This window comes from Paramagnetospirillum marisnigri (genome assembly GCF_001650715.1).
Classification (GTDB): Bacteria; Pseudomonadota; Alphaproteobacteria; order Rhodospirillales; family Magnetospirillaceae; genus Phaeospirillum; species Phaeospirillum marisnigri.
In genome coordinates this window covers 1-2,555 of sequence record NZ_LWQT01000110.1, presented here as the reverse complement: position 1 = coordinate 2,555, position 2,555 = coordinate 1, and the positions used below count along the sequence as shown (strand labels likewise).

General features: G+C 59.6%; 4 protein-coding genes and 1 pseudogene. 1 reads left to right on the top strand and 4 read right to left on the bottom strand.

What is annotated here, in order from left to right; genetic code table 11:
- Window positions 1–425: 425 nt before the first annotated feature.
- From A6A04_RS22550 to A6A04_RS19475, 3 genes are read right to left on the bottom strand one after another with little or no spacing between them, the layout of a single operon-like run.
- Entirely contained in the window at window positions 426–572 is a 147-nt protein-coding gene (locus tag A6A04_RS22550) for a hypothetical protein (RefSeq protein ID WP_156612702.1), read from the bottom strand.
- A 35-nt stretch (window positions 573–607) separates the two neighbouring features.
- Window positions 608–895 carry a HigA family addiction module antitoxin gene (locus A6A04_RS19480; RefSeq protein ID WP_009867416.1) on the bottom strand — a complete coding sequence of 96 codons (288 nt, stop codon included), beginning with the start codon at window positions 893–895 and terminating at the stop codon, window positions 608–610.
- A gap of 10 nt (window positions 896–905) precedes the next feature.
- Window positions 906–1,184 (bottom strand): type II toxin-antitoxin system RelE/ParE family toxin, encoded by a 279-nt coding sequence (locus A6A04_RS19475; RefSeq protein ID WP_041043067.1) that lies wholly within the window; start codon window positions 1,182–1,184, stop codon window positions 906–908.
- 351 nt (window positions 1,185–1,535) lie between these two features.
- Here A6A04_RS19475 and A6A04_RS22545 point away from each other — a divergent pair.
- A pseudogene (locus A6A04_RS22545) lies at window positions 1,536–1,645 on the top strand (IS481 family transposase); the annotation flags it as partial.
- Window positions 1,646–1,807: 162 nt separating this feature from the next.
- On the opposite strand, the gene A6A04_RS19470 reads toward A6A04_RS22545, so the two are convergent.
- Window positions 1,808–2,506 (bottom strand): carbohydrate porin, encoded by a 699-nt coding sequence (locus A6A04_RS19470; protein WP_082915076.1) that lies wholly within the window; start codon window positions 2,504–2,506, stop codon window positions 1,808–1,810.
- Window positions 2,507–2,555 lie beyond the last annotated feature (49 nt).

Sequence of the window (2,555 nt, the reverse complement as noted above, 5' to 3'; positions counted from 1 at the left end):
ATCGTCAGAGTACCGGCGGCCATGATATCAACCCAAATGCTCACCCCCTGAGTGGGCCGAAACAAGGGGGAAGGTCACAAGACCCCGACCACCTGCAGGCAAACACCCATTGCCCTGCGCCAGTTTCCTTTCTCCGCTTTAAGAGCTGAACAGCGGTGCCGGACCGGGGGGCAATGTGATCCTTGGTATGAGCGCTGGGCTTCGACCAAATTCCGGCCTCGAGATCAATATCCTCCCAGCGGGCCGTGAAGACTTCACCTTTGCGGGCCCCGGTGAGGGTCATAAGCCGGATGGCGTCGCAGGAATCCTGCTGAGGATGGCTGGCGATGGCTTCTAAAGCCTTTTGCGTCGGATGTGACGCAAAAGGCTTTAGTCTTATGTATGCCCTCGCCGGGCGCAAACCTACGGTTTGCTTGGCCGCTCGCTCAATGCTCGCCAAAACGGTTTGCGCCAGATAAAGCGCAAACCGCTTTAGCACACGAGTCGTTCAGCATGTTGATGCCGCGCTGCATGGCCTTGACCCCGGAGCCGTAGCCGTCGGTCTCGGCGATGGCGCCGATCTTGTCGCCCATGGCGGCCGAGACAATCCGAGGGGATGTGTGCACCATCACGCGGCCCGTGGCTTGATCTCTTGCTCGATGGTGTTGCCGCTCTCCATCTCGACCTTCGATAGGTCATGGGCAGTCTGGAGGTTGATCCAGAACTGCGGCGACGTGCCGAAATAGCGCGCCAGGCGCAAGGCGGTGTCAGCGCTGACGGCGCGGCGTCCATGGATGATTTCGCTGATCCGCGTGACCGGTACCCGCAAGGCGATGGCCAGGGCATTGGCGCTCATGCTCAGCGGTTCAAGAAACTCCTCGCGCAGCACTTCACCGGGGTGGGTTTTGATCCGCATGGCGTTCTCCTCAGTGGAAATCCACGATCTCGACTTGGGCAGGGCCGTCCTCAATCCAGACGAAGCAGACCCGCCATTGGTCGTTAATTCTGATGCTGTGCTGCCCCTTGCGGTCTCCCTTCAGGGCCTCCAGGCGATTGCCGGGCGGGGCCAGAAGGTCGGTGAGAACGTGGGCAGCATCCAGCATATCGAGCTTGCGGATTGCGACCTTGGCGAAGGCGGCAAACTGCCTCGGGATTTCTCCTTGCCACAGGGCCTCTGTGTCTTTGTCCGCGAAGCTCTTGATCATGAGGAGATCGTATAACGTGACGCGTTAAACGTCAAGCGGAGTGGCCGTGGTACTGTCGCCAAGTGGCCGGCTTCCAGTTCGTCTGACTACGGACCATCCAGGAGACCAAGTCGATAGGCCGGACCTCGGTCGGGGCGATGCCGACCTCATCGGCAAAGGCCCTCAAACATCGCCAACCGACGTTTTGATAGCGGACCTCAGTGGCAGCAGTTTTCGTCGGAATGACAGAAGAATGGCAGGGCTCAGACATCGTCTCCCCCTGTTACTCCAACATCGGGAAGGGTCCTGCCCTGACCGTTTATGTTGCGAGTCCGCACTTCCCAACGGTGCCCATTTTTATCTCTGGGTCGTGACGCGCCGATGGGACCGCATGTGCCGCGCAGCAGCGTTCTGACGCCTGCCGAAGAGGTTGAATTCCGCCGCCGGACGTGCTGCCCCTGGACGATGTCCTGGGCCGCCTGATGGGCGTTCCCGAAACAGTGGTGTTGCAAAGGAATCTGGTTGGGGCGTCACTTTGAGAATGGGATGAGGTCATCGAGTGGAACATTTTCTCAGACGCCATTTTACCAACGGGGCGACCAACCCGATCCCACGCCAGGATCAGATTGGTCGCCTTTAAGTTGTCAGAACTTTATCGCGGTACGCGCTCCGAAGATAAAGGTGTCACCGATCGGAGTGAGCTGGCTCCCCGCCCCTGGGTTGGGGATATTGCCGCCGGGATGAATGACGTATTGCATGTCCGGCTGGATCGTCCACCAGGGGGTGATCTGCGCCTGATAGGTTAGCTCGATGACAGTCTCGTAGTCCCGGATCGGCCGGTTCGGTTGGCCGTTGATCTTCCGGGTATCCCTATCCAGCCCCTGCAGGCTCCCGCTGATTTGCCCGTAACCGACCCCGAGTGCCAGGGTGTCCTCCTCACGGCCAGCGAACAGGCCCTTGTAGCTAATGCCGCCATCCAGATAGAAGGGCACCTGGTTGCGGTCCGAAGGCGAGACGCCGCCACGCAGGAACACGCCCAGCCCTTCTTCGGACCAGCGCTGCCCCTTGATCAGCATCTGGTCGATGACGAAATAGACGCCACCATTCCCCCAGACCGGATTCCCGATTCCGGTGGTGTTTCCGTCAGCCAGTGATTGACCAAGATTGTCGAAATGCTGGTCGTTGAAACGGGCGCTGTGATACCAAGCGCCCAGTTTGTAGGTTCCGGGAAGGCCTTTTGAATCCTTCTCCTGGTTCACCGCATAGGCGCCCTCGGTAATGTAGAATGTGCCGCGTGAGAAGCTGAAGGTGGTGCTGACCGGCCCCCAATGGCGGCTCCAGATCGAATGTTAGTGAAGCATGGTTGATGTTGCCTGGCCAGGGGCGACGGAG

What these genes read in the sequence shown, in the direction of transcription:
- A6A04_RS22550 (WP_156612702.1), bottom strand. Translation starts at nt 572, where the DNA reads ATGGGCGACAAGATCGGCGCCATCGCCGAGACCGACGGCTACGGCTCC.
- A6A04_RS19475 (WP_041043067.1), bottom strand. Translation starts at nt 1,184, where the DNA reads ATGATCAAGAGCTTCGCGGACAAAGACACAGAGGCCCTGTGGCAAGGA.
- A6A04_RS19480 (WP_009867416.1), bottom strand. Translation starts at nt 895, where the DNA reads ATGCGGATCAAAACCCACCCCGGTGAAGTGCTGCGCGAGGAGTTTCTT.